21 protein-coding genes are annotated in these 23,008 nt (G+C 59.8%); 14 read left to right on the forward strand and 7 right to left on the reverse strand.

Annotated features, from left to right (window positions below; translation table 11 throughout):
- The first annotated feature begins 41 nt into the window (after positions 1–41).
- Positions 42–929: a LysR family transcriptional regulator gene (locus ACNFBR_RS17925; RefSeq protein ID WP_416736149.1), complete on the forward strand. Its 888-nt coding sequence runs from the start codon at positions 42–44 to the stop codon at positions 927–929.
- Here the strand turns inward: ACNFBR_RS17925 and ACNFBR_RS17930 are convergent.
- Genes ACNFBR_RS17930 through ACNFBR_RS17940 form a run of 3 tightly spaced genes read right to left on the reverse strand, consistent with a single transcriptional unit; the run spans position 918 to position 3,925 of the window.
- The gene (locus ACNFBR_RS17930) at positions 918–1,736 is read right to left on the reverse strand and encodes a sulfite exporter TauE/SafE family protein (protein WP_416736150.1); all 819 of its coding nucleotides are present in this window, start codon (positions 1,734–1,736) and stop codon (positions 918–920) included. The two genes, ACNFBR_RS17925 and ACNFBR_RS17930, sit on opposite strands and share 12 nt — an antisense overlap.
- On the reverse strand, positions 1,733–3,001 hold the full coding sequence (locus tag ACNFBR_RS17935) for an NAD(P)/FAD-dependent oxidoreductase (RefSeq protein WP_416736151.1): 1,269 nt from the start codon (positions 2,999–3,001) through the stop codon (positions 1,733–1,735). Before ACNFBR_RS17935 ends, ACNFBR_RS17930 begins: the two co-directional genes overlap by 4 nt.
- A 39-nt stretch (positions 3,002–3,040) precedes the next feature.
- Positions 3,041–3,925 (reverse strand): MBL fold metallo-hydrolase, encoded by an 885-nt coding sequence (locus ACNFBR_RS17940; RefSeq protein ID WP_416736152.1) that lies wholly within the window; start codon positions 3,923–3,925, stop codon positions 3,041–3,043.
- Between the two features lie 222 nt (positions 3,926–4,147).
- Here ACNFBR_RS17940 and ACNFBR_RS17945 point away from each other — a divergent pair, with 222 nt between their 5' ends.
- Together ACNFBR_RS17945 and ACNFBR_RS17950 are read left to right on the forward strand one after the other, a co-directional pair.
- Entirely contained in the window at positions 4,148–5,440 is a 1,293-nt protein-coding gene (locus ACNFBR_RS17945; protein ID WP_416736153.1) for a sigma-54 interaction domain-containing protein, read from the forward strand.
- A 129-nt stretch (positions 5,441–5,569) separates the two neighbouring features.
- On the forward strand, positions 5,570–5,977 hold the full coding sequence (locus ACNFBR_RS17950) for an RcnB family protein (RefSeq protein ID WP_416736154.1): 408 nt from the start codon (positions 5,570–5,572) through the stop codon (positions 5,975–5,977).
- Positions 5,978–6,041: 64 nt separating this feature from the next.
- Here ACNFBR_RS17950 and gyrB read toward each other — a convergent pair whose 3' ends face one another.
- Genes gyrB through dnaA form a run of 4 tightly spaced genes read right to left on the reverse strand, consistent with a single transcriptional unit; the run spans position 6,042 to position 12,262 of the window.
- Positions 6,042–8,462 (reverse strand): DNA topoisomerase (ATP-hydrolyzing) subunit B, encoded by a 2,421-nt coding sequence (gene gyrB, locus ACNFBR_RS17955; RefSeq protein WP_416736155.1) that lies wholly within the window; start codon positions 8,460–8,462, stop codon positions 6,042–6,044.
- 4 nt (positions 8,463–8,466) lie between these two features.
- The gene (gene recF, locus ACNFBR_RS17960; protein ID WP_416736156.1) at positions 8,467–9,570 is read right to left on the reverse strand and encodes a DNA replication/repair protein RecF; all 1,104 of its coding nucleotides are present in this window, start codon (positions 9,568–9,570) and stop codon (positions 8,467–8,469) included.
- Between the two features lie 15 nt (positions 9,571–9,585).
- Positions 9,586–10,689 (reverse strand): DNA polymerase III subunit beta, encoded by a 1,104-nt coding sequence (dnaN, locus tag ACNFBR_RS17965; RefSeq protein ID WP_416736157.1) that lies wholly within the window; start codon positions 10,687–10,689, stop codon positions 9,586–9,588.
- 40 nt (positions 10,690–10,729) lie between these two features.
- A complete protein-coding gene (dnaA, locus tag ACNFBR_RS17970; RefSeq protein WP_416736158.1) occupies positions 10,730–12,262 on the reverse strand; it encodes a chromosomal replication initiator protein DnaA in 1,533 nt (510 codons plus the stop codon).
- 595 nt (positions 12,263–12,857) lie between these two features.
- Here dnaA and rpmH point away from each other — a divergent pair.
- The 11 genes from rpmH (at position 12,858) to atpB (ending at position 22,976) form a co-directional block, all read left to right on the forward strand.
- A complete protein-coding gene (rpmH, locus tag ACNFBR_RS17975) occupies positions 12,858–12,992 on the forward strand; it encodes a 50S ribosomal protein L34 (RefSeq protein WP_003253163.1) in 135 nt (44 codons plus the stop codon).
- A 13-nt stretch (positions 12,993–13,005) separates the two neighbouring features.
- Positions 13,006–13,410 carry a ribonuclease P protein component gene (rnpA, locus tag ACNFBR_RS17980; RefSeq protein ID WP_416736266.1) on the forward strand — a complete coding sequence of 135 codons (405 nt, stop codon included), beginning with the start codon at positions 13,006–13,008 and terminating at the stop codon, positions 13,408–13,410.
- Positions 13,403–13,648, forward strand: coding sequence for a membrane protein insertion efficiency factor YidD (gene yidD, locus ACNFBR_RS17985; protein WP_075046823.1), 246 nt, complete (start codon positions 13,403–13,405; stop codon positions 13,646–13,648). The genes rnpA and yidD overlap by 8 nt, the downstream gene beginning before the upstream one ends.
- Before the next feature lie 2 nt (positions 13,649–13,650).
- On the forward strand, positions 13,651–15,333 hold the full coding sequence (yidC, locus tag ACNFBR_RS17990) for a membrane protein insertase YidC (protein ID WP_416736159.1): 1,683 nt from the start codon (positions 13,651–13,653) through the stop codon (positions 15,331–15,333).
- An 88-nt stretch (positions 15,334–15,421) separates the two neighbouring features.
- A complete protein-coding gene (mnmE, locus tag ACNFBR_RS17995; RefSeq protein ID WP_416736160.1) occupies positions 15,422–16,792 on the forward strand; it encodes a tRNA uridine-5-carboxymethylaminomethyl(34) synthesis GTPase MnmE in 1,371 nt (456 codons plus the stop codon).
- 509 nt (positions 16,793–17,301) lie between these two features.
- On the forward strand, positions 17,302–19,194 hold the full coding sequence (gene mnmG, locus ACNFBR_RS18000; RefSeq protein WP_416736161.1) for a tRNA uridine-5-carboxymethylaminomethyl(34) synthesis enzyme MnmG: 1,893 nt from the start codon (positions 17,302–17,304) through the stop codon (positions 19,192–19,194).
- Complete coding sequence (rsmG, locus tag ACNFBR_RS18005; RefSeq protein WP_416736162.1) at positions 19,191–19,841, forward strand: 16S rRNA (guanine(527)-N(7))-methyltransferase RsmG; 651 nt, start codon at positions 19,191–19,193, stop codon at positions 19,839–19,841. Before mnmG ends, rsmG begins: the two co-directional genes overlap by 4 nt.
- An 18-nt stretch (positions 19,842–19,859) precedes the next feature.
- Positions 19,860–20,651: a ParA family protein gene (locus ACNFBR_RS18010; RefSeq protein WP_012274913.1), complete on the forward strand. Its 792-nt coding sequence runs from the start codon at positions 19,860–19,862 to the stop codon at positions 20,649–20,651.
- Positions 20,652–20,660: 9 nt separating this feature from the next.
- Positions 20,661–21,533 carry a ParB/RepB/Spo0J family partition protein gene (locus tag ACNFBR_RS18015; protein WP_416736163.1) on the forward strand — a complete coding sequence of 291 codons (873 nt, stop codon included), beginning with the start codon at positions 20,661–20,663 and terminating at the stop codon, positions 21,531–21,533.
- 149 nt (positions 21,534–21,682) lie between these two features.
- Complete coding sequence (locus ACNFBR_RS18020) at positions 21,683–22,090, forward strand: F0F1 ATP synthase subunit I (protein ID WP_008092225.1); 408 nt, start codon at positions 21,683–21,685, stop codon at positions 22,088–22,090.
- Between the two features lie 16 nt (positions 22,091–22,106).
- A complete protein-coding gene (gene atpB / locus ACNFBR_RS18025) occupies positions 22,107–22,976 on the forward strand; it encodes a F0F1 ATP synthase subunit A (protein ID WP_416736164.1) in 870 nt (289 codons plus the stop codon).
- Positions 22,977–23,008 lie beyond the last annotated feature (32 nt).

A 23,008-nucleotide genomic window follows, 5' to 3' on the forward strand; every position in this document is an offset into this window, starting at 1 on the left:
GCCCGCGAAACGGCCGAAACGAACTGCCAAAAAGGATCAGCATGTTCGACTGGAACGATCTGCGGTTTTTCCTCGAGTTACAGCGCAGCGGCCGCCTGCTTACCGCCGCCAAGCGTCTGAACACTACCCACAGCACCGTGGCCCGGCACATCGAGAGTATCGAGCAAAGCCTGGGCACCGCGCTGTTCGTGCAGCATGCCCAGGGTTACGAGCTGACCCCCTCGGGCCAGGCCCTGCTCAAGCATGCCGAAGCCATGGAGAATGTCGCCCTGCTGGCGCAGGAAGAAATTACCCAGGCCATCACCCCGCTGGGCAAGATTCGCCTGGGGGTGACCGAAGGCATCGGCATCATGTTCTTCACCCCGCGGATGAATGCGTTGTTCGAGCGCTACCCGGGCCTGGAAGTGGAACTGGTGGCCGTGCCGCGTTTCGTCAGCATCCTCAACCGTGAGGCGGAAATCAGTATCCACCTGGAGCGGCCCAATGCCGATCTGCTGATCACTCGCAAACTCACCGATTATCGCCTGGCGTTGTACGCCAGCCAGGATTATCTGGACCGCGCGCCCCCTCTGCGCAACCGCGAAGACCTGGCCCGGCACAGCTGGATCGGCTACGTCGACGACTTGCTGTTCAGCCAGGAACTGCTGTTTCTCAACAGCTTCTGCCGAGCCCCCAACGTGGTGTTTCGCAGCACCAGCGTGATCGCCCAGCAAGCCGCCGCCCGCGCCGGTCTGGGCATCGCCGTGCTGCCCAACTACATGGCCCGCCACGACCCGACACTGGTACGCGTGCTGCCGGGCGAAACCATCCAGCGCAGTTACTGGATCTGCACCCGCCGCGAGCTGCATAAATCAGTGCGCCTGCGGGTGGTGTGGGACTACCTGCTGGCGCTGTGTGCGGCGCAGCAGGACGAACTGCTAGCCCAATAGCGACTTGCCAGCCAGCAGCAAGGCCGCCGTCCAACCTGCCACTGCAAACAGCTGCTGTAAGCGCGGCCCCGCCAGCTTGGCCGCCAAAGGCCGCGCCAACAGCAGGCCAAGTACCGCGCCGATGGCAAACGGAGCGCCAACCTGCCAGTGCATGACGCCCGCCAAGCTGGCGCTGACCACACTGCCAGTGGAGACCAGGGCGATCACCGCCAGCGAGGTGGAGACGATGCTGGCCATGCGCAGGTTGGTGTAGCGGTTCAAGGCCGGGATGATGACGAACCCTCCACCCACCCCGAGCAGGCCGGACAGCAACCCGGACAAGGCACCTGTGAATGCCAATGCACGCGCACAGGGCAGGGTCCAGCGCAAACGACCCTGCAACGGATTCAGCACACAGGGCTCGATAAAGCGATGAGCATCATTGGCTTCGCCGCGCAGTTCCCTGACCGCCTTGCGCCAGATACGCAGGCAGGCGTAAACCAGCACCCCGGCGAACACCAACTGCAGCGGTGTATTGGGCAGACGGTGCGCCAGCATCAACCCGAACGGTGCTGCCGCCACACCGACCAACGCAATGAACAGCGCCGCCCGATAGCGCACCAAACCTTGGCGCAAGCCCAGCACAGCGCCCACCGCCGCCGCCATACCTACGGCCAACAAGCCGACCGGTGCCGCTTCGACCATCGACAACCCCAGGCCGAACACCAGCAAGGGCACTGCAAGAATGCCACCGCCCGCGCCGGTCAACGCCAGCACCGCGCCGATGATCGCGCCCAGGCCCGCCCCCAACAATTGATGCTCGATCACTGCCCACCCTCGGCTATCAGCTGCGGGCGTGCCAACCACTCGCGGCCCTTGAGCATGCCTTGCCAGTACAACGGTGGTAGCGCCTGAGCCTTGAGCAACCAGGCCAGACGTGTGGGCTTGCGGCCATCCAGCAGCCAGCTGGGAAAGCTCGGCGCCAGCTTGCCGCCATAGGTGAACTCGGCCAAAACGATCTTGCCGCGCTCGACGGTCAGTGGGCACGAGCCATAGCCGTCGTAATGGGCCAGGCTCGGCAACCTGCCCAATGCCACCAGCACATTGTTGGCCACCACGGGGGCTTGCTTGCGGGCCGCAGCGGCGGTCTTGGCATTGCTGGTGTTGGCAACGTCACCCAATGCATGGACGTTGATGTACTTACGATGGCGCAGGGTATGCGGATCCACATCGACCCAGCCGGCGCTATCGGCCAAGGCGCTTTCGCGAATGAAGTCCGGCGCCACCTGTGGTGGAACCACATGGAGCATGTCGAAGGCTTCGATGCGGGTTTCGCTGCTGCCATCGGCCAGGGTACGCACGAAGGTGGCGCGCTTGTTCGGGCCGTCCACAGCGACCAGGCGGTGCGAGAAATTGAGGTCGACGGCGTACTTTTCGATGTACTTCATCAGCGCCGGCACGTAATCCGCCACACCGAACAACACAGCCCCCGCATTGAAGAAGCTGGCTTTCACTGCGCCCAGATGGCCATGGCGCAGCCAGTGGTCGCAAGACAGGTACAGCGCCTTTTGCGGTGCGCCGGCGCACTTGATCGGCATGGGCGGCTGGCTGAACACGGCACGGCCTTGCTTGAGCTTCTGCACCAGCTCCCAGGTATAGGGCGCCAGGTGGTAGCGATAGTTGGAGGTGACGCCGTTACGGCCAAGGGTTTCGCTGAGCCCATCGATGGCCGCCCAGTCCAGCTTCAGGCCGGGGCAGACTATCAGCTGTTCATAACTGATGGCGCGGCCACCTTCGAGGAGGACCAACTGGCCCAACGGATCGAAACCCTGTACCCGCGCCTTGACCCAGCGCACACCGCGCGGAATGGTCGAGGCCATGGTACGGGCGGTGCTCGGCGCCTTGAACACACCGGCACCGACCATGGTCCAGCCAGGCTGGTAGTAATGCACCTCGGCGGGGTCGATCAAAGCCACATCCAGCGACGGGACGCGGCTGATCAGGCTGGAGGCGGTGGCGATACCGGCGGCACCGGCACCGACGATGACCACCTTGTGGTGATCGGTATTGGCAGGGGACAACAAGGCAGGCATGGCGGTAAATCCTGGAAATCTGGTTATGGGGCAGGGCGGTTACAGCTTGTTCAGCGGGATCTTCAAATAGCTCACGCCGTTCGCTTCCGGCGCGGGGAGTTGGCCGCTGCGCATGTTCACCTGCACCGAGGGCAGAATCAGCACAGGCATGTCGAGGGTCTTGTCGCGGGCTTCGCGCATGGCAACGAAGCTGTCCTCATCGATACCCTGGTGAATGTGAATGTTGTGGGCGCGCTGCTCGGCCACGGTGGTGACGTACTGCATGTCGCGCCCACCTGGCAGGTAGTCGTGGCACATGAACAAACGGGTCTGGTCGGGGAACGCCAACAGGCGACGGATCGAGCGGTACAAGGTACGGGCGTCGGCCCCAGGGAAATCGCAGCGGGCGGTGCCATAGTCAGGCATGAACAAGGTGTCACCCACGAACACCGCGATCTCGCCGGCGTCTTCGATCATGAAGCTCATGCACGCGGGTGTGTGCCCCGGCGTGTGCAGCGCCCGCGCCTGCAGGTTGCCAATACGGAAACCCTCCTCGTCTTCGAGCAGCACATCGAACTGGCTGCCATCACGGGCGAAGCCAGGCTCAGCGTTGAACAAAGCGCCGAACACCTTCTGCACCTGGGTGATGTGGGCGCCGATAGCGGTATGGCCGCCCAGTTTTTCCTTCAGGTAGGCGGCCGCTGAAAGATGGTCGGCGTGCACATGGGTTTCCAGCACCCACCGCACGCTGGCATTCAGCTCGTTCACACGCTCGATCAGGCGATCTGCCGAAGCGCTGCAGGTGCGCCCGGACTTGGGGTCATAATCCAGCACGCTGTCGATCAAGGCGCATTGCCGGGTTTCACGGTCCATGACCAGGTAGCTGATGGTCGAGGTCGCCTCGTCGAAAAAGGCGTCCACGTGAAGGTTGTTGCCGATGATCATCACGTTCTCCAATTTATCCGCCCCGCCTTGTACTGGCGTAGGCAGTGACAGGAGGGTTATCAAGATGCATGCCAGGCTTTTTCCTGCGCATGGGCCCATGAAACCGGCCCGCTGCTGACAGCTGTTGGCATTATTGGCAGCGTAGTTGGCAGTCGACTGTCAGCCAATGGCAGTGTTTGGCAGTCCTTGTTACCCTGCGTCGGTAATCCATACGGTACCGTCATGCCTGAAGCCCATCACCTCATCCTAGCTCTGGTTTCCTACCTTGAGCACGATGCCCTGCCGACCATCGTTCTGGACACCGACTACAACATCCTCGCTGCCAACGCGGCCTATCGCCGCCAGTTCGGCCAGCAGGATCAGGCGCCGCTGGGCCAGAAGTGCCACAAGGTTTCGCATCACTATGCCGTGCCATGCGACCAGGCTGGCGAGCATTGCCCGATGCGCAAAGCGTGGGACAGCAAGGTACCGGAGCGGGTGTTGCACATTCATCACACGCCACGCGGCCCCGAACATGTCGATGTCGAACTGCGGCCAATTCTGGATGAACAGGGCAGGGTGGTAGCCTTTGTCGAACGCCTGACCACCATCACCCTCGCCTCGGCACAACCTCAGGAGCAGGGTTTGGTCGGCCGCGCGCCCACCTTCAAGACCGCCTTGGCCAGCCTGCAGCGTGCGGCACCCGCGCAGATCCCGGTGCTGCTGCAAGGCGAGTCGGGTACCGGCAAGGAGCTGTTCGCGCGTGCGGTGCACATGGGCAGCCCCAGAGCCAACGGCCCGCTGGTGGTGGTCGACTGCACAGGCCTGACCGAGTCGTTGTTCGAAAGTGAGCTGTTCGGTTATGAGAAGGGCGCGTTCACCGGAGCCAACCAACGCAAGATCGGGCTGGCCGAGGCGGCCCATGGCGGCACCTTGTTCCTCGACGAAATCGGCGAAGTACCGCTGGCGATGCAGGTGAAGCTGCTGCGCCTGATCGAGTCTGGCAGCTTCCGCCCGGTGGGCAGCCTGCGCACGGTGCATTCCGATTTCCGCCTGGTATCGGCCACCCACAAACCACTCAAGCAAATGGTCGCGGATGGCACCTTCCGTGAAGACCTGTATTACCGCATCAGCGGCTTTCCGATTCGCCTGCCTGCGCTGCGCGAACGGGTGGAAGATCTACCACTGCTCGCGCAGAGCCTGCTGCAGCGCATGGCTGGCAAGCCAACGCCCAGGTTGAGTGACGAGGCCTTGCAGCAACTTGCGTTGCATCCCTTCCCAGGCAATATCCGCGAGCTGCGCAATATTCTGGAACGCGCGCGTTTGTTTGCCGATGACGGGCTGATCCGACCGGAGCATTTACCGGAAGACACTGGGCTGACTGGCCCGGCTAAAGGCAGCGGCCGTCGCAATGACCTGGGTGAACTGGCCCAGGCACTGGAGCAGTTCAAGGGCTCACGCAGTGAACTGGCCAGCCATCTTGGCATGAGTGAGCGCACGCTCTATCGCCGCCTGAAGGCGCTCGGGCTGAGCTGAAAGGACGGCAGACTTTACCGGACCTTTACCTGCACCCTGACATTGAACCGAGAAAATCGTGGTCTGATCAGTTATCCGAACCTGGCAGTCAGTGCTGACCAGGCGATAACAGGCAGAGGACCGCATCAAATGAAGAAAACCCTAACTGTGATCTGCGCCGCGCTCATGCTCAGCGCACCACTGGCCAGCTTCGCCCAACCGGGACCGCCCGACCGATATGATGGTGGCCCATCACACCAGGGCAACCCGCCACATGGTCAGCCGAAGCAACAAGGCCGACATGACAATGGCCGCGGTCCCGCTTACCGTGATCCGAATTTCCGCCCACAACAAGGCATGCCGATGCCTCATCAGCAATGGCAGCGCGGCCATGTAGTTGATCCACATTACCGGGGTGACCGTTATTGGGTGACCGACTGGAAAGCGCGCCACCTGTATGCGCCGCCACGCGATCACCGTTGGTTGTATGTGAATGGCGACTATGTGCTGGTAGCGATTGCCAGCGGTGTGATCGTGAACATTCTCAGCGGCTACTGATTTACTGCAGACACTAAAAAGCCCGCATCAGCGGGCTTTTTAGTGCTTGGTGAATTACCCCTGATCAGAAGTCCAGGTTCGACACCGACAGCGCGTTACTTTCGATGAAATCACGACGCGGCTCGACTGCATCACCCATCAAGGTGTTGAAGATCTGGTCCGCAGCAATTGCATCTTCGATGGTGACCTTGAGCATACGGCGAACGGTCGGGTCCATGGTGGTTTCCCACAGCTGGTCCGGGTTCATCTCACCCAGCCCTTTGTATCGCTGGATGGTGTGGCGCTTGGTGGTCTCGTTCATCAACCAATCCAGGCCTTCCTTGAACTCGACGATTGCCTTGCGGCGCTCACCGCGCTGCACGTAAGCACCTTCACCCAACAGGCTGGACAGCTTGGCACCCACATTGACTACGGTGCGGTAGTCATTGCTGCCGAAGAAGTCGCGGTTGAAGGTGACGTAGCTGGCCAGGCCGTGAGAGGTGACTTCCACTTCTGGCAGCCATACGTTGCGCTCTTTGTCTTCGCGCAGGCTGGCTTTGTAAACCAGGCCAGACTTCTGGCTGTTGCTCAGACGCTCCTGGAACTTGGTCAGCCAGGCTTGCATCACAGCCTGGTCACCCAACTGCTCCAGAGTCACCTCCGGCAGGTAGATGAAGTGCTCGGTCAGCTCTTCCGGGTACAAGCGCGACAGGCGCTTGAGGGTTTTCATCACGCTACGGAACTCATTCACCAGCGCTTCCAGCTGCACACCGGAAACCGCTGGCGCCGATTCGTCCAGGTGCAAGCTGGCATCTTCCAAGGCCGACTGGGTCATGTACTCTTCCATGGCCTCGTCGTCCTTGATGTACTGCTCCTGCTTGCCTTTCTTCACCTTGTACAACGGTGGCTGGGCGATGTAGATGTAGCCGCGCTCGACCAGCTCCGGCAACTGACGGAAGAAGAAGGTAAGCAGCAGGGTACGGATGTGCGAACCGTCAACGTCAGCATCGGTCATGATGATGATGTTGTGATAACGCAGCTTGTCGATGTTGTACTCTTCGCGGCCGATACCGCAGCCCAGTGCGGTGATCAGCGTGCCCACTTCCTGGGACGAGATCATCTTGTCGAAACGCGCTTTCTCGACGTTGAGGATTTTACCCTTCAGCGGCAGGATAGCCTGGGTACGACGGTTACGGCCTTGCTTGGCCGAACCACCCGCGGAGTCACCCTCCACCAGGTACAGTTCGGAAAGGGCAGGGTCCTTCTCTTGGCAGTCTGCCAGTTTGCCCGGCAGGCCAGCGATATCCAACGCCCCTTTGCGGCGCGTCATCTCACGGGCTTTACGCGCGGCTTCACGGGCACGGGCTGCGTCGATCATCTTGCCAACGACGGCCTTGGCCTCGTTCGGGTTCTCCAGCAGGAAGTCGGCGAAGTACTTGTTCATCTCCTGTTCCACGGCGGTTTTCACCTCCGAGGACACCAGCTTGTCTTTGGTTTGAGAGCTGAACTTAGGGTCCGGCACTTTCACCGAGATGATCGCGGTCAGGCCTTCACGGGCGTCGTCGCCAGTGGTTGCCACCTTGTTTTTCTTGGCTAGGCCTTCCTGCTCGATGTAGCTGTTCAGGCTACGGGTCAGCGAAGAACGGAAGCCCACCAAGTGAGTACCGCCATCACGTTGCGGAATGTTGTTGGTGAAGCACAGCAGGTTTTCGTTGAAGCTGTCGTTCCACTGCAGGGCCACTTCCACACCCACGCCATCGTCACGCTGGACGTTGAAGTGGAACACCTGGGAGTTAACCGGCGTCTTGTTGGTGTTCAAGTACTCGACGAACGCGCGCAGGCCGCCTTCGTACTTGAAGAACTCTTCCTTACCGCTGCGCTCATCCTTCAGCAGAATGCCAACGCCCGAGTTGAGGAACGACAACTCGCGGATGCGCTTGGCCAGGATGTCCCAGCTGAAGTGAATGTTCTTGAAGGTTTCAGCCGACGGTTTGAAATGGATGTGGGTACCGGTGGTTTCGCTGTCACCGACAACCGCCATCGGCGCTTGTGGCACACCGTGAACGTAGGTCTGTTCCCAGATCTTGCCGCTACGGCGAACGGTCAGCACCAGCTTTTCGGAAAGGGCGTTCACGACCGAAACACCTACGCCGTGCAGGCCGCCGGATACCTTATAGGAGTTGTCGTCGAACTTACCACCGGCGTGCAGCACGGTCATGATGACCTCTGCTGCGGAAACGCCTTCTTCTTTATGCACGTCGACCGGAATGCCGCGACCGTTGTCGCGCACACTGATGGATTCATCCGGGTGAATGATGACAGTGATGTCATCGCAGTGACCGGCGAGGGCTTCGTCGATGGAGTTGTCGACCACCTCGAAGACCATGTGGTGCAGGCCGCTACCATCATCGGTGTCGCCAATGTACATGCCGGGACGCTTGCGTACGGCATCCAAACCTTTCAGCACCTTGATGCTGGAGGAGTCGTACGTTTGATTTTCGCTCATGCCTTCACTCCCGATGGTCGTGGGTCTGGGTGATACGGCCTTGTTCCACGTGGAACAAAGCAACTGGCGTTTCCGTCTGCCAGCCTTCCCTCAGTAATTCGTGATCTACACAGGTGATGAACACCTGGCAGCGTAATTCTTCAAGCAAGCGGCACAGCGCGCGGCGATGCTGGTCGTCCAGTTCGGACGGCAAGTCATCCACGAGATAAATACAGTGACCGCGGCGAGCCTGGCTAACGAGGTGGCCTTGGGCAATGCGCAATGCGCACACCACCAGCTTCTGCTGACCACGCGACAGGATGTCGGCTGCGTTGTTGGCAGCCAGACGAAGACGCAGATCAGCACGCTGCGGACCGGCCTGGGTATGGCCCATCTGCTGATCGCGAAGGAGAGAGGAGGCGAGTACTTCTTGCAGTTCCCGGTCCTTGTCCCAGCCTCGGTAGTAGCTCAGGGTCAACCCGTCCAGCTCGACCAGTTCGCTCAGGGTTCGCTCGAAGACGGGCTTCAAGGCCTTGATGTAGTTGCGACGGTATTCATCTATTTCCGCGCTGGCCAGGCACAATTCCCGGTCCCAGGCGGCTTGCGAAGCTGGGTCAAGTGTACCATGACGCAACCATGAGTTCCGCTGCCGCAGCGCCTTCTGCAGCCGTTGCCAGGCGGGCAGGAAACGAGGTTCCACGTGGAACACACCCCAATCCAGGAACTGGCGGCGTATTTTCGGGGCACCTTCCAGCAGCCGGAAACTGTCTGGGTTGATGAGCTGAAGCGGCAGCAGCTCCGCCAGTTGCGCGGCGCTGCGGGCATTCTGCCCATCGATACGGATGGTGAACTCCCCCTGACGCTCCCGGGACACCCCGAGATTGCTCGTGCCACCCTCCGTCAACTGCACCTCGCCAAATACCGTACAGGACGACTGTTCGTACTGAATGACCGGGTTCAGGCGGGTGCTGCGAAATGAGCGCGCCAGCCCGAGCAAGTGCACGGCTTCAAGCACGCTGGTTTTGCCGCTGCCGTTGGCGCCGTAAAGGATGTTGATTCGGGGGGAGGGTAAGAGTGTCACCGGGTGCAAGTTGCGCACCGCGGTGACCATGATACGTCGAAGGGACATTTCGCCAGCTACAGGTTACAGGCGCATCGGCATGACAACGTAGGAAGAGTCGTCATTGCCAGCTTCCTGCAGCAGGGCACTGCTGTTGGAATCAGACAGGATCAGACGAACTTGCTCGGTAGTCATCACGCCCAGCACGTCCAGCAGGTAGCTGACGTTGAAGCCGATTTCCAGCGAGCTACCTTCGTAGTCCACGCTGATCTCTTCTTCAGCTTCTTCCTGCTCGGGGTTGTTGGCCTGGATCTTCAATTGACCGGCAGCCAGTTGCAGGCGGATACCGCGGTACTTTTCGTTTGAAAGAATCGCGGTACGGCTGAAGGCTTCACGCAGTGCCTGACGGTCGCCGACCACCAGCTTGTCACCGCCTTTAGGCAGTACACGCTCGTAGTCCGGGAACTTGCCATCCACCAGCTTGGAGGTGAAGGTGAACTCGCCGGTGGTGGCGCGGATGTGGTGCTGACCCAGAACGATGCTGACCATGCCTTCCGGATCGGTCAACAGGCGCGCCAATTCCAGAATACCTTTGCGTGGCACGATGACCTGGTGACGCTCATCCTGCTCGATCGGCGCGGTCATGGAGCACAGTGCCAGACGATGACCATCGGTGGAAACGGCGCGCAGGGTGTTGCGGGAAACCTCAAGCAGCATGCCGTTGAGGTAGTAGCGTACATCCTGCTGGGCCATGGCGAAGCTGGTGCGCTCGATCAGACGGCGCAGCTTGCTTTGCTCCAGATTGCAGGTCAGCGAGCCCGGGCCTTCTTCCACGGTCGGGAAGTCATTGGCTGGCAGGGTCGACAGGGTGAAGCGGCTGCGGCCGGCCTTGACCAGCAGTTTCTGCTCATCGACCTTGATATCGATCAGCGCGTCGTTCGGCAGGCTTTTGCAGATGTCCATCAGCTTACGGGCCGGGACAGTGATTTCGCCAGGCTCGGCCGGCTCTTCCAGTTGCACGCGGCCTACCAGTTCGACTTCCAGGTCGGTACCGGTCAACGACAGCTGCTGGCCTTGTACGACCAGCAATACGTTCGACAGGACCGGCAAGGTCTGACGGCGCTCGACGACACCGGCGACCAGTTGCAGGGGTTTCAACAGGGCTTCGCGTTGAATGGTGAAATGCATGGTCTAGTCCCTTGCCTTCAATTAGCTGCACAGACGGCCATCAGGTCGTCAGCGTCCGCAGCAGGTTCTTGTAGTCCTCGCGGATGTCCGCGTCGGATTCCTTCAGTTCGTTGATCTTGCGACAGGCGTGCAACACGGTGGTGTGATCGCGGCCACCAAACATGTCGCCGATTTCCGGCAGACTGTGGTTGGTAAGCTCTTTGGACAGGGCCATGGCCACCTGGCGCGGACGCGCGACAGAACGCGAACGCCGCTTGGACAACAGATCGGAGATCTTGATCTTGTAGTACTCGGCCACGGTTCGCTGAATGTTATCCACACTGACCAGCTTATCTTGCAGCGCCAGCAGGTCTTTCAGCGATTCACGGATCAGCTCGATGGTGATATCGCGGCCCATGAAGTGCGAGTGGGCAATCACCCGCTTCAGCGCACCTTCCAGCTCACGCACGTTTGAGCGGATACGCTGGGCAATGAAGAAGGCCGCATCATGCGGCAGCTCGACCTTGGCCTGATCGGCCTTCTTCATCAGGATGGCTACGCGGGTTTCCAGCTCGGGTGGTTCTACAGCCACCGTCAGGCCCCAACCAAAGCGCGACTTCAAGCGCTCTTCCAGGCCTTCGATCTCCTTGGGGTAACGGTCAGATGTCAGGATTACCTGCTGACCGCCTTCAAGCAGGGCGTTGAAGGTGTGGAAAAACTCTTCCTGCGAGCGCTCTTTGCGGGCAAAGAACTGGATATCGTCGATCAGCAACGCATCCACCGAGCGGTAGAAGCGCTTGAATTCGTTGATGGCATTGAGCTGCAGCGCTTTGACCATGTCCGCGACGAAACGCTCCGAATGCAGGTAAACCACCTTGGCGTTCGGATTCTTCTTCAGCAGGTGGTTACCCACAGCATGCATAAGGTGGGTTTTACCCAGGCCCACACCGCCATAAAGGAACAGCGGGTTGTAGCCGTGCTTGGGGTTGTCTGCCACCTGCCAGGCAGCCGCGCGTGCCAGCTGGTTCGACTTACCTTCGACGAACGTGTCGAAGGTAAAGGTACGGTTCAGGTAGCTGGTGTGCTTGAGCGCACCTTCAACCTGAACGGTGCGCTGCTCGGCCCGGCCACTACTGGCGGGAACCGAAGCGGGCTCGGCCATGGCATCGAAGCTGTCACGTGAGGACGGCTCGGCCAGTTCGTCGACCAGTACTGGCTCGGCCGCCGCCACGGCAATGGGTTCGACCACTGCTACGGCCGGAGCTGCCTTGTGTGCCTGAGTCTGCGCCAGCGAAGCCGCCACGGCGGCGCTGACTGGCGCGTTGGGCGCGGCCCGCGGTGCGGAGCTGCGGCGGCTGCCTATTAATAAGGAAAGGGCAGGTGCAATGCCGCTGCCGTTTTCACCCAGCAGCTCAAGCAAGCGGCCCAGGTACTTCTCATTGACCCAATCGAGGACGAAACGGTTAGGCGCATAGACGCGCAACTCGTCGCCTTCGGCTTCGACCTGTAGCGGACGGATCCAGGTGTTGAATTGCTGGGCAGGCAGTTCATCGCGCAGAAGCTCCACGCACTGCTGCCAAAGTTCCACTGACACGGATATCCCCTGAGTTTGAAAGCCGGATGAGGCAAAAACAAACCGCCATTGTACCGGTCGAGCGTTCAGTTATCCACATGTGGACACGTTAGGAACCATGACAAAACAGCCATTTATCGACCAAAACGTCTTTCCGCCTCTGTGAATAAGCCCTGTGGATAAACGCCCATGAGGGCTATGCACAACCCTGAGCGCCAGCCTGTTGATAACTCGCCTGTGGATAAACACCCTTTTCGTCCACAGCTTTTTACCATGTAGAAAACAAGCGCAGCACCGGTTGAGAACAAACTTTTGAAACGCTGTACAGCCCGTGTTTCATGGCCTTGAGGTGGTTATCCACAGAAGGTTATCCACCTAAGATTTATAAGTTCTTCAGAAAAGCTTTTTATATGTCTCTTCTTTTTTTTCATGTTGTCCCCGATTCGTGTGTCCGATCAAGCACCCCTTGGCGATGATCAAGCAGGCACCGTCCATCACACGTTCTATAGGGAATGGCTGGTTGGAAATTGACCTATGGGCTTGCTTTCTCTAGAATCGCCGGTCTCTTAAAAAGGGGGCCATCCCGGCCCGTCGTCGACAAACCAGGTAACACGCCATGAAACGTACTTTCCAACCAAGCACCATCAAGCGCGCCCGCACCCACGGTTTCCGTGCCCGTATGGCTACCAAGAACGGCCGTGCTGTTCTGTCGCGTCGTCGTGCCAAAGGCCGTAAGCGTCTGGCCATTTGATTTTTCGGCACAGGTGGTGAGTCAGGACTTCAGTCGGGAAAAGCGACTGCTTATACCCCGGCATTTCAAAGCGGTCTTCGACTCCCCAACCGGCAAGGTTCCAGGGAAAAACCTGCTGATCCTTGCTCGCGAGAACGGCCTCGATCACCCACGGCTTGGCCTGGTAATCGGCAAGAAGAGCGTCAAGCTCGCCGTTCAACGCAACCGCCTCAAACGCTTGATGCGTGATTCCTTTCGTCTGAACCAGCAATTGCTTGCCGGCCTGGACATCGTGATCGTCGCGCGCAAGGGATTGGGTGAGATTGAAAACCCGGAATTGCACCAACACTTTGGCAAGCTCTGGAAACGCCTGGCACGCAGCCGGCCAACACCAGCAGCCACCGCCAATTCCGCAGGGGTAGACAGCCAAGATGCGTAAACTGGCACTCGTTCCGATCCAGTTTTACCGTTACGCCATTAGTCCTCTGATGGCCAGTCACTGTCGTTTTTTCCCCAGTTGCTCCTGTTACGCATATGAAGCCATCGAAAACCATGGCCTCTGGCGTGGTGGGTGGCTGGCCGTTCGTCGCCTGGGGCGTTGTCATCCGTGGAATGACGGCGGTTTCGACCCCGTTCCACCCGCTCCTTCCTCCCGAACTTCTTCGATAGCCGAGTAATCATGGATATTAAACGCACGATCCTGATCGCCGCGCTGGCAGTCGTGTCCTACGTCATGGTCCTGAAGTGGAACGATGACTACGGCCAGGCTGCCCTGCCGACTCAGAATACTGCTGCCAGCACTGTTGCTCCGGGCTTGCCCGATGGCGTGCCGGCCGGTAACAACGGTGCCAGCGCCGATGTACCGAGCGCCAACGCCGAATCAAGCCCTGCCGAACTGGCACCGGTCGCACTCAGCAAGGACCTGATCCGAGTCAAGACCGACGTTCTGGAACTGGCTATCGATCCGGTCGGTGGTGACATCGTCCAGTTGAACCTGCCGAAGTACCCACGCCGTCAGGACCACCCGGACATTCCATTCCAGTTGTTCGACAACGGTGGCGAGCGTGTTTACCTGGCACAAAGCGGCCTGACCGGCGCCAACGGCCCGGATGCCCGCACCAGCGGTCGCCCGCTGTATGCCGCCGAACAGAAGAGCTACCAGCTGGCCGACGGCCAGCAACAACTGGTGGTCGACCTGAAGTTCAGCGACAACGGTGTGAACTACATCAAGCGCTTCAGCTTCAAGCGCGGTGAGTACGACCTGAATGTCAGCTACCTGATCGACAACCAGAGCGGCCAAGCCTGGAGCGGCAACATGTTTGCCCAGCTCAAGCGTGACGCCAGCGGCGATCCATCTTCGAGCACTGCCACCGGCACCGCTACCTACCTGGGTGCAGCCCTGTGGACAGCTTCCGAGCCTTACAAAAAGGTCTCGATGAAGGATATCGACAAAGGTAGTTTGAAAGAAAATGTGTCTGGCGGCTGGGTTGCCTGGCTGCAGCACTACTTCGTGACCGCCTGGATTCCGGCCAAGTCGGACAACAACGTTGTTCAGACCCGCAAGGACAGCCAGGGTAACTACATCATTGGCTACACCGGCCCTGTTATCAGCGTGCCAGCTGGCGGCAAGGTCGAAACCAGCGCAATGTTGTATGCCGGTCCGAAGATTCAGTCCAAGCTGAAAGAGTTGTCCCCAGGCCTGGAACTGACCGTTGACTACGGCTTCCTGTGGTTCATCGCCCAGCCGATCTTCTGGCTGCTGCAACATATCCACAGCCTGCTGGGTAACTGGGGCTGGTCGATCATCGTGCTGACCATGCTGATCAAAGGCCTGTTCTTCCCGCTGTCGGCTGCCAGCTACCGCTCCATGGCGCGTATGCGTGCCGTTGCACCTAAGCTCGCGGCCCTGAAGGAACGCTTCGGTGACGATCGCCAGAAGATGTCCCAGGCGATGATGGAGCTGTACAAGAAAGAGAAGATCAACCCGCTGGGCGGCTGCCTGCCGATCCTGGTGCAGATGCCGGTCTTCCTGGCCTTGTACTGGGTACTGCTGGAAAGCGTGGAAATGCGCCAGGCCCCATGGATGCTGTGGATTACCGACCTGTCGATCAAGGATCCGTTCTTCATCCTGCCGATCATCATGGGCGCCACCATGTTCATCCAGCAGCGTCTGAACCCGACGCCACCGGATCCGATGCAGGCCAAGGTGATGAAAATGATGCCGATCATCTTCACCTTCTTCTTCCTGTGGTTCCCGGCTGGTCTGGTGCTGTACTGGGTTGTGAACAACTGCCTGTCGATTTCGCAGCAGTGGTACATCACTCGCCGTATCGAAGCAGCTACCAAAAAAGCTGCTGCTTGACGGGCTAGTACGCTAGCCTGTGAATAAAAAACGCCCCCTAGTGGGGCGTTTTTGCTATCTGTCGTATTTGTCGTAGAGGCTTTCGAGCATGAACACTGTGCGTGAAACCATCGCCGCCATCGCCACCGCCCAAGGCCGCGGCGGTGTGGGTATTGTCAGGTTGTCCGGGCCTCTGGCGGCCAAGGCTGGCCAGTTGATCACCGGCCGCACGCTGACTCCGCGGCATGCCCATTACGGCCCGTTCCGCGACGATGAAGGGCTGGTGCTCGATGAAGGGATTGCGCTGTTCTTCCCCGGGCCGAATTCGTTCACTGGCGAGGATGTGCTCGAACTGCAGGGCCATGGCGGCCCAGTGGTCCTCGATATGCTGTTGCAGCGCTGTGTACAAGTGGGCTGCCGGCTGGCCCGGCCAGGTGAGTTCAGCGAGCGCGCGTTCCTCAACGACAAGCTCGACCTGGCTCAGGCAGAAGCCATCGCCGACCTGATCGAGGCCAGTTCCAGCCAGGCGGCGCGTAACGCCCTGCGCTCGCTGCAGGGGGAATTCTCCAAACGTGTACACAGCCTTACCGAGGCATTGATCGCCCTGCGCATCTATGTCGAGGCGGCAATCGACTTCCCTGAAGAGGAGATCGATTTCCTCGCCGATGGCCACGTGCTGTCGATGCTGGATGCTGTACGGGGCGAGTTATCCACCGTACAGCGTGAGGCCGGGCAGGGGGCCTTGCTGCGTGACGGCATGACGGTGGTCATCGCTGGCCGGCCAAATGCTGGCAAATCTAGCCTGCTGAATCAGCTGGCCGGTAGGGAAGCCGCCATCGTCACCGATATCGCCGGCACCACCCGGGACATCCTGCGTGAACATATCCACATCGACGGTATGCCACTGCACGTGGTCGATACGGCTGGTTTGCGTGACACAGACGACCATGTGGAAAAGATCGGCGTGGAACGCGCCCTGAAGGCCATTGGTGAGGCCGATCGTGTGCTGCTGGTGGTCGACTCCACTGCGCCCGAGGCTAGCGACCCATTCGCCTTGTGGCCCGAGTTTCTCGATCAGCGGCCTGACCCGGCCAAGGTCACGCTGATTCGCAACAAGGCTGACCTGAGTGGCGAGCAGGTGGCGCTGGAACAGTGTGATGATGGCCATGTGACGATCACCCTCAGCGCCAAGGGGGACGATGCTGGGCTGCAACTGTTGCGTGACCACCTGAAGGCTTGCATGGGTTATGAACAGACTGCCGAAAGCGGCTTCAGTGCCCGCCGGCGCCATCTGGATGCCTTGCGCCAGGCCAGCGAGCACCTTGAGCACGGCCGTGCACAACTGACCTTGGCGGGCGCAGGAGAGCTGCTGGCTGAGGACTTGCGCCAGGCACAGCATGCCCTGGGTGAGATTACCGGGGCATTCAGCTCGGACGACCTGCTGGGGCGGATTTTCTCCAGCTTCTGCATCGGCAAGTAATCCACAGCCAGGCAAGGCAAAGGGCCGCTCCTTCGGGAGCGGCTTTTTTTTGCCTGAAATTCGTTGCAGGGGATGACTGTAAGCCGCGAGCTCGATGAATTTTCCATGCACAGCCTGAAAACTGTGCTCAGGAGCCCTGTGGAAAACCTTCCTTCAGCTCCGTTGATAAGCAGGCTTTTTTTCTGAGGAAAAAACCGCCTGTGGGTAAACGGCCATTTAATCCACAGGCTAAATAGCGTTATCCAAAGCCCTCATGGCACTCCAACCACAGGGTTTAATTTCTCTGTACACGGCGTAAATCCTAGGCTACATAACCTTATCCACAGATAAGGCTGTGCATAAGAATAAACATAAAAACAAAGCTTTTTTAAATTTCATCTTTTTGATTTCTGTTGTTTGCCACTCATCCACTGGTCAAAAATTGCTCAGATGGTTTCTTTAAAGGGGGTGAAGTCCCTATACTTGTCCGCTTACCTTCTCTATTCGCAAAAACAGGCACGAGGTGCGTGGTGGATTTCCCTTCCCGTTTTGAAGTGATCGTCATCGGCGGCGGCCATGCCGGTACCGAGGCTGCGCTTGCGTCAGCACGCATGGGTGTGAAAACCCTGCTGTTGACCCATAACGTGGAAACCCTCGGTCATATGAGCTGCAACCCCGCCATCGGCGGTATTGGCAAAAGCCATCTGGTCAAAGAGATCGATGCCCTCGGCGGCGCCATGGCGCTGGCCACCGACAAGAGCGGCATCCAGTTCCGCGTTCTGAACAACCGCAAGGGCCCGGCCGTACGCGCCACCCGTGCACAGGCCGACCGCGCCATCTACAAGGCAGTGGTGCGTGAAATCCTGGAAAACCAGCCGAACCTGTGGATATTCCAGCAGTCCTGCGACGACCTGATCGTCGAGCAGGACCAGGTCAAAGGCGTGGTGACCCAGATGGGCCTGCGTTTCTTAGCCGAATCGGTGGTGCTGACTACCGGTACCTTCCTCGGCGGCCTTATCCACATCGGTTTGCAAAACCATTCCGGCGGTCGTGCCGGCGACCCACCTTCGATCGCCCTGGCCCACCGCATGCGTGAACTACCGCTGCGCGTCGGTCGCCTGAAAACCGGGACCCCGCCCCGCATTGACGGCCGTTCGGTGGACTTCTCGGTGATGACCGAGCAGCCAGGCGATACGCCGATTCCGGTGATGTCGTTCATGGGCAATGCCGAAATGCACCCGCGTCAGGTGAGCTGCTGGATTACCCACACCAACGCGCGCACCCACGAAATCATTGCCTCGAACCTCGACCGTTCGCCGATGTACTCGGGCGTGATCGAAGGTGTCGGCCCGCGTTATTGCCCGTCGATCGAAGACAAGATTCATCGCTTTGCCGACAAGGAAAGCCACCAGGTGTTCATCGAGCCAGAAGGCTTGACCACCCATGAGCTGTATCCAAACGGTATTTCCACTTCGTTGCCGTTCGACGTGCAACTGGAGCTGGTGCGTTCGATCCGCGGCATGGAGAACGCACACATCGTGCGCCCGGGCTATGCCATCGAATACGACTACTTTGACCCGCGTGACCTCAAGTACAGCCTTGAAACCAAAGTCATCGGCGGCCTGTTCTTCGCCGGGCAGATCAACGGCACCACCGGCTACGAAGAAGCCGGTGCCCAGGGCCTGCTGGCCGGGACCAACGCCGCCCTGCGGGCGCAGGGCCGTGACAGCTGGTGCCCACGCCGCGACGAAGCGTACATTGGGGTTCTGGTGGATGACCTGATTACCCTGGGTACCCAGGAGCCGTACCGCATGTTCACCTCACGTGCCGAGTACCGCCTGATCCTGCGCGAAGACAACGCCGACTTGCGGCTGACCGAGAAAGGCCGTGAACTGGGCCTGATCGATGACCAGCGCTGGGCTGCCTTCTGCGCCAAGCGCGATGGCATCGAGCGTGAGGAACAGCGCCTAAAATCGACCTGGGTACGCCCGAACACCGAGCAAGGCCAGGCCGTTGTGGATAAGTTCGGTACCCCGCTTAGCCACGAATACAGCCTGCTCAACCTGCTGGCACGCCCGGAAATCGACTACGCCGGCCTGATCGAAGCGACCGGCGGTGAAGCGATTGATCCACAGGTCGCCGAGCAGGTCGAAATCCGTACCAAGTACGCCGGCTACATCGACCGCCAGCAGGATGAAATCGCCCGCTTGCGCGCCAGCGAAGACACCCGCCTGCCTGTGGATATCGACTACTCCACCATTTCCGGCCTGTCCAAGGAGATCCAGGGCAAGCTGGGCCAGACCCGTCCGGAAACCTTGGGCCAGGCTTCGCGCATCCCAGGCGTGACCCCGGCGGCGATTTCCCTGTTGCTGATTCACTTGAAAAAACGCGGCGCTGGCCGCGAATTGGAGCAAAGCGCTTGAGTTCCCTGGTCACCCCGCAACACGCTGAAGAGTTGTCCACAGGCGCACGCCAGCTAGGTGTCGAGCTGAGCGCCGAGCAGCAGCAGAAGCTGCTCGGCTACCTGGCCCTGCTGATCAAATGGAACAAAGCCTACAACCTCACGGCCGTGCGCGACCCGGACGAAATGGTGTCTCGTCACCTGCTCGACAGCCTCAGTGTCATGTCGTTTATCCACAGCGAACGTGACAACTGGCTGGATGTCGGCAGTGGCGGTGGCATGCCAGGCATCCCGTTGGCTATCCTGCATCCGCACAAACGCGTGACCGTGCTGGACGCCAATGGCAAGAAGACGCGCTTCCTGACCCAGGTGAAAATGGAGTTGAAGCTGGACAACCTCACGGTTATCCACAGCCGGGTGGAAGCCTTCCAGCCAGCACAGCCGTTCGACGGAATCATCTCTCGCGCCTTCAGCAGCATGGAGAACTTCACCAACTGGACCCGCCACTTGGGCGACACCGGGACGCAATGGCTTGCAATGAAGGGGCTGCATCCTGCCGATGAACTGGTAGCATTGCCCGCAGACTTCACAGTGGAAAGCGAACAGGCCCTGACCGTTCCGGGTTGCCAGGGCCAGCGCCATCTGCTGATACTGCGCCGCAAGGCATGACTGGGAACACGCGCAACAATGGCTAAGGTATTCGCAATCGCGAACCAGAAAGGTGGTGTGGGCAAGACCACCACCTGTATCAATCTCGCCGCCTCGCTGGCTGCGACCAAGCGTCGTGTCCTGCTGATCGACCTCGATCCGCAGGGCAACGCCACCATGGGCAGCGGTGTGGACAAGCACGAGCTCGAGCACTCGGTCTATGACCTGCTGATCGGGGAGTGCGACTTGGCCCAGGCCATGCACTACTCCGAGCACGGGGGCTTCCAGTTGCTGCCGGCCAACCGCGACCTGACCGCCGCCGAGGTGGTGCTGCTGGAAATGCAGGTCAAGGAGAGCCGACTGCGCAACGCCCTGGCGCCAATCCGCGAGAACTACGACTACATCCTCATCGACTGCCCGCCGTCGCTGTCGATGCTGACGCTCAACGCCCTGGTCGCTTCCGATGGCGTGATCATCCCCATGCAGTGCGAGTACTACGCACTGGAAGGTCTCAGCGACCTTGTGGATAACATCAAGCGCATCGCCGCCCGGTTGAACCCGGAGCTGAAGATCGAGGGCCTGCTGCGGACCATGTACGATCCGCGCCTGAGCTTGAACAACGATGTTTCGGCGCAGCTGAAGGAACACTTTGGCCCGCAGCTGTACGACACGGTCATTCCGCGCAACATTCGCCTGGCCGAGGCGCCCAGCTTCGGCATGCCGGCCCTTGCCTACGACAAGCAATCGCGCGGCGCGCTGGCTTATCTGGCCCTGGCTGGGGAACTGGTTCGCCGTCAACGCCGTCAATCACGCACTGCACAAACAACTTAAGGAATCCGTATGGCCGTCAAGAAACGGGGTCTCGGACGTGGGTTGGATGCACTGCTCAGTGGTCCTTCCGTCAGCGCGCTCGAAGAGCAGGCTGTGAAGATCGACCAGAAAGAACTGCAACACCTGCCGGTCGAGCTGATCCAGCGTGGCAAGTACCAGCCACGTCGGGACATGGACCCGGAGGCGCTGGAAGAGCTTGCGCACTCGATTCGCAACCATGGCGTGATGCAGCCGATCGTGGTGCGCCCGATCGGCGACAACCGTTACGAGATCATCGCCGGCGAGCGCCGTTGGCGCGCGACCCAGCAGGCCGGCCTGGACACGATCCCGGCCATGGTCCGCGAAGTGCCCGACGAAGCTGCCATCGCCATGGCGCTGATCGAGAACATTCAACGCGAAGACCTCAACCCGCTGGAAGAGGCCATGGCCCTGCAGCGCCTGCAGCAGGAATTCGAGCTCACCCAGCAACAGGTGGCTGACGCCGTGGGCAAGTCGCGGGTAACCGTGGCCAACTTGCTGCGCCTGATTACCTTGCCCGAGGCAATCAAGACCATGCTCGCCCATGGTGATCTGGAGATGGGCCACGCCCGTGCATTGCTCGGCCTGGACGAAAGCCGCCAGGAGGAGGGGGCGCGTCATGTTGTCGCACGTGGCCTGACCGTGCGCCAAACCGAGGCACTGGTTCGCCAATGGCTCAGCGACAAGCCTGATCCGGTCGAACAGAGCAAACCTGATCCGGATATCGCACGCCTTGAACAGCGGCTCGCAGAGCGCCTGGGCTCGGCCGTGCAGATCCGTCATGGCAACAAGGGCAAAGGCCAATTGGTTATTCGCTACAACTCGCTTGACGAGTTGCAAGGCGTGCTTGCTCACATCCGCTGAAACAATTCCTGTTGTAGCGCGCAGTCGGAAATCACTACCGAAGAGTTGAATAGGGGTTAAACCACCCCTATACTCTGCGCGCATTTTGTCGGCACAAATTATGCCAAGTCATAACTGACTTGTTGGTCGACTTCCGAGGAGCAGTTGTGATGGAAATCCGCACGCCAAACCGCCTGCCTTTCCATCGCTGGGCGGTTTTTCCGGTACTGCTGGCTCAATTCGTCGTACTGCTGCTGGCAACCTTGGTGTTGTGGCAGTGGAAAGGGGCGGTCAGTGGATATTCAGGCCTTTGCGGAGGTTTGATTGCCTGGCTGCCCAATGTGTATTTCGCCTGGAAGGCTTTTCGCTTCAGCGGGGCTCGGGCGGCACAAGCCATCGTCAAGTCGTTCTACGCTGGCGAGGCAGGCAAGATGATTTTGACGGCAGTGCTTTTTGCACTGACCTTTGCAGGAGTGAAGCCACTGGCGCCGTTAGCAGTATTCGGCGTCTTCGTGTTGACCCTTTTGGTCAGCTGGTTCGCGCCCCTGCTGATGAATAAAAGACTTTCGAGACCTTAGGGCGTTTGAGGCAACCATGGCAGCAGAAACCGCTTCGGGCTATATCCAGCACCACTTGCAGAACCTGACCTACGGTCAACTACCAGACGGCAGCTGGGGCTTCGCCCATTCGGCTGCAGAAGCCAAGGCAATGGGCTTCTGGGCGTTCCACCTGGACACCCTGGGTTGGTCCGTCGCGCTGGGTCTGATCTTCCTGTTCATCTTCCGCATGGCGGCCAAGAAGGCGACTTCCGGCCAGCCTGGCGGCCTGCAGAACTTCGTTGAAGTGATGGTGGACTTCGTCAACGGCAGCGTGAAGGACTCCTTCCACGGCCGTAGCCCGGTGATCGCTCCGCTGGCGCTGACCATTTTCGTCTGGGTCTTCCTGATGAACGCCATCGACCTGATTCCGGTCGACTGGATTCCTCAGCTGGCCATCCTGATTTCCGGTGATCCGCACATTCCGTTCCGCGCCGTGTCGACCACCGACCCGAACGCGACCCTGGCCATGGCCTTCTGCGTGTTCGCCCTGATCATCTTCTACAGCATCAAGGTCAAGGGCCTGGGCGGCTTCATCGGTGAGCTGACCCTGCACCCGTTCGGCAGCAAGAACATCTTCGTGCAGATCCTGCTGATTCCGGTCAACTTCCTGCTGGAATTCGTCACCCTGATCGCCAAGCCGATCTCGCTGGCACTTCGTCTGTTCGGCAACATGTATGCCGGCGAACTGGTGTTCATCCTGATCGCTGTCATGTTCGGCTCGGGCCTGCTGTGGCTCAGCGGCCTGGGTGTGGTGCTGCAATGGGCGTGGGCTGTGTTCCACATCCTGATCATCACCCTGCAAGCTTTCATCTTCATGATGCTGACCATCGTCTACCTGTCGATGGCGCACGAAGATAACCATTAAGACCGCCTGGCGTGTCTGATAGCCTTCCCCGC

This window comes from Pseudomonas sp. NY11955 (assembly GCF_048068035.1).
Taxonomy (GTDB): domain Bacteria; phylum Pseudomonadota; class Gammaproteobacteria; order Pseudomonadales; family Pseudomonadaceae; genus Aquipseudomonas.

Excerpts from the sequence above, each read along its gene's own strand:
- gyrB (WP_416736155.1), bottom strand. The coding sequence starts at position 8,462 with ATGAGCGAAAATCAAACGTACGACTCCTCCAGCATCAAGGTGCTGAAA.
- ACNFBR_RS17935 (WP_416736151.1), bottom strand. The coding sequence starts at position 3,001 with ATGCCTGCCTTGTTGTCCCCTGCCAATACCGATCACCACAAGGTGGTC.
- yidD (WP_075046823.1), top strand. The coding sequence starts at position 13,403 with ATGCGTAAACTGGCACTCGTTCCGATCCAGTTTTACCGTTACGCCATT.
- dnaN (WP_416736157.1), bottom strand. The coding sequence starts at position 10,689 with ATGCATTTCACCATTCAACGCGAAGCCCTGTTGAAACCCCTGCAACTG.
- atpB (WP_416736164.1), top strand. The coding sequence starts at position 22,107 with ATGGCAGCAGAAACCGCTTCGGGCTATATCCAGCACCACTTGCAGAAC.
- ACNFBR_RS17940 (WP_416736152.1), bottom strand. The coding sequence starts at position 3,925 with ATGATCATCGGCAACAACCTTCACGTGGACGCCTTTTTCGACGAGGCG.
- ACNFBR_RS18015 (WP_416736163.1), top strand. The coding sequence starts at position 20,661 with ATGGCCGTCAAGAAACGGGGTCTCGGACGTGGGTTGGATGCACTGCTC.
- ACNFBR_RS17925 (WP_416736149.1), top strand. The coding sequence starts at position 42 with ATGTTCGACTGGAACGATCTGCGGTTTTTCCTCGAGTTACAGCGCAGC.
- rpmH (WP_003253163.1), top strand. The coding sequence starts at position 12,858 with ATGAAACGTACTTTCCAACCAAGCACCATCAAGCGCGCCCGCACCCAC.
- ACNFBR_RS17945 (WP_416736153.1), top strand. The coding sequence starts at position 4,148 with ATGCCTGAAGCCCATCACCTCATCCTAGCTCTGGTTTCCTACCTTGAG.
- ACNFBR_RS18020 (WP_008092225.1), top strand. The coding sequence starts at position 21,683 with ATGGAAATCCGCACGCCAAACCGCCTGCCTTTCCATCGCTGGGCGGTT.
- recF (WP_416736156.1), bottom strand. The coding sequence starts at position 9,570 with ATGTCCCTTCGACGTATCATGGTCACCGCGGTGCGCAACTTGCACCCG.
- yidC (WP_416736159.1), top strand. The coding sequence starts at position 13,651 with ATGGATATTAAACGCACGATCCTGATCGCCGCGCTGGCAGTCGTGTCC.
- ACNFBR_RS17950 (WP_416736154.1), top strand. The coding sequence starts at position 5,570 with ATGAAGAAAACCCTAACTGTGATCTGCGCCGCGCTCATGCTCAGCGCA.
- mnmE (WP_416736160.1), top strand. The coding sequence starts at position 15,422 with ATGAACACTGTGCGTGAAACCATCGCCGCCATCGCCACCGCCCAAGGC.
- ACNFBR_RS18010 (WP_012274913.1), top strand. The coding sequence starts at position 19,860 with ATGGCTAAGGTATTCGCAATCGCGAACCAGAAAGGTGGTGTGGGCAAG.